The sequence below is a fragment of the Pseudokineococcus marinus genome, from assembly GCF_013004605.1.
Lineage (GTDB): Bacteria > Actinomycetota > Actinomycetes > Actinomycetales > Quadrisphaeraceae > Pseudokineococcus > Pseudokineococcus marinus.
This window is the reverse complement of sequence record NZ_JABEMA010000295.1, coordinates 1-3,863: the sequence shown is the minus strand read 5'-3', so window position 1 is coordinate 3,863 and position 3,863 is coordinate 1. Positions and strand designations below refer to the sequence as shown.

General features: G+C 78.9%; 5 protein-coding genes and 1 tRNA gene. 2 read left to right on the top strand and 4 right to left on the bottom strand.

Annotated features, from left to right (window positions below; genetic code table 11):
* On the top strand, window positions 1-409 hold a 409-nt coding region (locus HLB09_RS14305), incomplete at its 5' end, for a benzoate/H(+) symporter BenE family transporter (protein ID WP_171204009.1).
* Between the two features lie 33 nt (window positions 410-442).
* A tRNA-Gly gene (locus tag HLB09_RS14300) sits at window positions 443-516 on the top strand.
* A gap of 36 nt (window positions 517-552) precedes the next feature.
* Here the strand turns inward: HLB09_RS14300 and HLB09_RS14295 are convergent.
* From HLB09_RS14295 to HLB09_RS14280, 4 genes are all read right to left on the bottom strand, one after another.
* Window positions 553-966: an SRPBCC family protein gene (locus tag HLB09_RS14295; protein WP_212771119.1), complete on the bottom strand. Its 414-nt coding sequence runs from the start codon at window positions 964-966 to the stop codon at window positions 553-555.
* Window positions 963-2,204 carry a PP2C family protein-serine/threonine phosphatase gene (locus HLB09_RS20135; RefSeq protein ID WP_171204008.1) on the bottom strand — a complete coding sequence of 414 codons (1,242 nt, stop codon included), beginning with the start codon at window positions 2,202-2,204 and terminating at the stop codon, window positions 963-965. Before HLB09_RS20135 ends, HLB09_RS14295 begins: the two co-directional genes overlap by 4 nt.
* A gap of 67 nt (window positions 2,205-2,271) precedes the next feature.
* Window positions 2,272-3,171: an Fpg/Nei family DNA glycosylase gene (locus HLB09_RS14285; protein ID WP_171204007.1), complete on the bottom strand. Its 900-nt coding sequence runs from the start codon at window positions 3,169-3,171 to the stop codon at window positions 2,272-2,274.
* 1 nt (window position 3,172) lies between these two features.
* Window positions 3,173-3,646 carry a ribose-5-phosphate isomerase gene (locus HLB09_RS14280; protein WP_171204006.1) on the bottom strand — a complete coding sequence of 158 codons (474 nt, stop codon included), beginning with the start codon at window positions 3,644-3,646 and terminating at the stop codon, window positions 3,173-3,175.
* Window positions 3,647-3,863 lie beyond the last annotated feature (217 nt).

Genomic DNA, 3,863 nt, shown 5'->3' with positions numbered 1-3,863 from the left:
CGCCGTGACGGCCGCCCTCACGGCGGGCCCGGACGCGGGGCCGGACCCGGCGCGGCGCTGGCGCGCGTCGGTGGCGAACGGCGCGGCCCTCGTCCTCCTCGGCCTGTCCGCGCCCGCCGTCACCGCCGTCGTCACCGCCTCCCCCGGCCTGCTCGTCGAGGCCGTCGCCGGCCTCGCGCTCCTCGGCAGCCTCGGCGGCGCGCTGCGCACGGCGGTGGCGGGGCGGGAGGGTGACGGCCAGGCCCTGCTGGCCCCGCTCGTCGTCCTCGCGGTGAGCGCCTCGGGGGTCACGGTCGCGGGCGTGGGGTCGGCCTTCTGGGGCCTGCTCGTCGGGCTGGGCCTCCACCTTCTGCTGCGCCGCCGCGGCGGTGCACCGGACGGCGTCGGCGAGGAGCCGGACGGTCGCTAGGGTGGGGCCGCACCGGCGTCCTCGCCGGTCGCTGCGGGTGTAGCTCAATGGTAGAGCCCCAGTCTTCCAAACTGGCTACGCGGGTTCGATTCCCGTCACCCGCTCCACCGCCCCGCGCGCGCGTCGCGGCCGGCGGGCGCACGTCAGGGCCGCACGAGGCGCGCCAGGGCCAGCCGCGCCGGGGCCAGGTAGCCCAGCACCACGGGCGCCGGCCCGCGCACCACGAGCCAGGTCCGGCTCCCGCCGGCCGCGGCGACGACGCCGTGCTCGAGCCGCAGGCGCACCCCCGGCAGCCGCGGGCGCCCGAGGACGACCGTCCACGACCACGTGCGGGCGGCCTCGTCGACGGCGTCCACGACGACGTCGGCGCGCAGCCCGGCCGGGCCGTGCACCGCCCCGCGAGCGCCCGCCGCGATGCGCGGCGGGAGGTCGACGGCCCGCACCTGCGGCGACCAGGTGCTCCAGCGCGCCGTCCGGGCGTAGCGGTCCCAGACCTCCTCCGGCGGGGCGGCGCCGGACGCCTGCAGGCGGAGGCCCAGGTCCGCCCTGCGCCTCACGACGCGTCCCGCTCCCGTCCCGAGGGGTGCGACGGGTCCGGCTCCGGGTCGCGCCAGAGGACGACGACGGAGCGGTCGTCGTCCTCGGCGGCCACGGCGTCGACGAGCCGGCGCGCGCTGCCCCCGAGCCCGGGACCGGAGGTGAGGTCGCCGGCCGCCCGCGCCAGCAGGTCGATGCCCGCGGCGAGGTCGCGCCCCGGCGCCTCGACGACGCCGTCGGTGTAGAGGATGAGGGCGTCACCGGGCTCGAGGACCCCGCGGACGGAGGGGAAGTCGACGTCCGGCAGCAGGCCCAGGGCGGGCCCGCCGTCCACCTCGACGGGCACCCAGCGGTCGGGCGCGCCGGCCCGGTGCCGCAGCAGCGGCGGGTGGCCCGCGCTGGCCGCGGCGTACTCGCCCGTGGCGAGGTCGAGGCTCACGTGGACGGCCGTGGCGAAGCCCTCGGGCCAGCGCTGGCCGAGGAGGTAGTCGTTGGCCGACGGGAGCAGGCGCTCGGTGGGCAGCGCGCCGACGAGCCCGCCGTAGGCGCCCGAGAGCAGGAGGGCGCGGGTCCCCGCGGCCGTGCCCTTGCCGGAGACGTCGACGAGCAGGACGTCGAGGCGCCGCCCGCGGTGGTGGGCGAGGACGAAGTCGCCCGCGAAGCCGTCCCCGTAGGCCGACCGGACGGCGTGCTCGAGGCGCCACGGCGCCGGGAGCCCACTCACCCGGCTCTGGGCGCGCAGCCGGTCGCGCAGCTCGACGAGCATCGACTCGCCCTGCGCGCCGTGGACGCCGAGCCGCTCGCGGCTGCGGGCGATGAGGACGACGACGCCCGCCACCGCCGCCAGCACCCCGAGGACCGTCGGGTTGATGGACGACTGCACCGCGTCCACGACGTCGGGGCCGAGACCCCGCGGCACCAGGCCGTTGCGCCGCGGGACGACGTAGACGAGCGCCGTCGTGACGAGGAAGAGGAGCATCGCCAGCTGCCGCAGGCGCAGGAAGTACCCGCCGAGGACGATGACGACCGACAGCGCGGAGGCGGGCGCCCACCGCGGGGCGGTGAGCGCCACGACCACCCAGCACACGACGAGGCCCGTGCCCACCCACAGGCGGAAGGTCTGCGACGGCAGGAGCCTCAGCTGGAGCAGCCACACGAGGCGGCGTCGCCGCTCGCCGAGCCACTCCCCGGCCGCGGACGGCACCCAGGTGGGCGCGGCGGCGCGCCTCCCGGGGGCGGTGCGGCTCTCGGTCGGCACGCGCCCACGGTACCGAGCGGTCGCGGGCGGCGAGGCCCGCTCCCGTCGTCCCACCGCCCCCGGGCGATCAGCCCGACGAGGCGGGACGGGCCGCGACCCGGGCTGCGGCGACCGGCTCGCCCTCGGCGAGGACGGGCGGGAGGTCGGGCAGGCCCGACTGGCACACCGGGCACCAGTAGAGGTTGCGGCCGACGAGCTCGCGCGTGAGGACGGTCGTCCCGCACACGCGGCAGGGGAGGCCGTCGCGCCGGTAGACGTAGTGGGCGTCCTCGCGGCGGACGCGCCCGCGGCGGCGGCCCTCGGGCCGGTCGGCGGGGAGGGTCGTGACGATGGACCCGCGCCGGACGCCGTCGCGCAGCAGGACGACGAGGTCCTCCCACAGGGCCAGGGCGCGCTCGCGCCCGACCTCGACGCCGGGGGCGAAGGGGTCGGTGCGGGCGCGGAAGAGCGCCTCGGCGCGGTAGACGTTGCCGACGCCGGCCACCACCGCCTGGTCCATGAGCAGCGCCGCCACCGAGGTGCGGCTGCGCGCCACCCGCGCGGCGAAGACCTCGGGGTCGCCGTCGCGCCGCAGCGGGTCCGGCCCGAGGCGCGACCGGGCCTCCTCCTTCTCGGCCGTGGTGATGACCTCGCACGCCGTCGGGCCGCGCAGGTCCGCCCACACGCCGCCGCCGTCGGCCCCGGCGCCGCGCAGGCGCACGCGCAGGGCGCCGCGGGGCTCGGGCGGCTCCCCCGTGCCGAAGGCCCACTTGCCGTAGAGGCCGAGGTGGACGCGCATCCAGCGGCCGCCCTCGAAGCCGAGGAACATCTGCTTGCCGTGGGCCTCGGCGCGCAGCAGCGCCGTGCCGTCGAGCAGGGCGGCGCCGTCGGCGAACCGGCCCTGCGGGCTCGAGACCGCGAGCACCTGCCCGCGGAAGTCGCGGCGGAAGACGTCGGCCAGGCGGCGGACGCTGTGGCCCTCGGGCACCTCAGGCGCCGGCGGGCGGCACGGGGCGCTCGCCCCGCTCGTAGGCGCCCACCTGCCCGATGCGCCGGGCGTGCCGCCCGTCGCCGGAGAAGGGCTCGGCGAGGAAGGCGTCGACGAGGGCCGTGGCCTCCTCGACCGAGTGCTGGCGGGCCCCGACCGCGACGACGTTCGCGTCGTTGTGCTGGCGGGCCAGGCGCGCCGTCTCGAGGTTCCAGGCCAGGGCGGCGCGGACGCCGACGACCTTGTTGGCGGCGATCTGCTCGCCGTTGCCCGACCCGCCGACGACGACGCCGAGGCTGCCCGGGTCGGCGACGACCGCCTCCCCAGCGGCGATGCAGAAGGCCGGGTAGTCGTCCTGCGGCTCGTAGCTCTCGGGCCCGTGGTCGACGACGTCGTGCCCGGCGTCGCGCAGGTGCGCCACGAGGCCCTGGACGAACTCGAAGCCGGCGTGGTCGGTGGCGACGTGGACGCGCATGCGCCAGATCACAGCACACGCGCCGCCGCCCGGCCCGGCCCCGTCGGTCTCGGTCGCGCCGACCGGGAGCGCTGACCGGGGGCGCCGACCGACGTCCGCGGTGCGAGGCTCCGCCCGTGGGCGGGGTGATGGGCGTGGACGGCGCCGCCGGCCGCTGGGCCTGCGCGCTGTGGGCGGGCCCGGGCGCGGCGCCCGTGCTCCTGCTGGCGGAGGACCC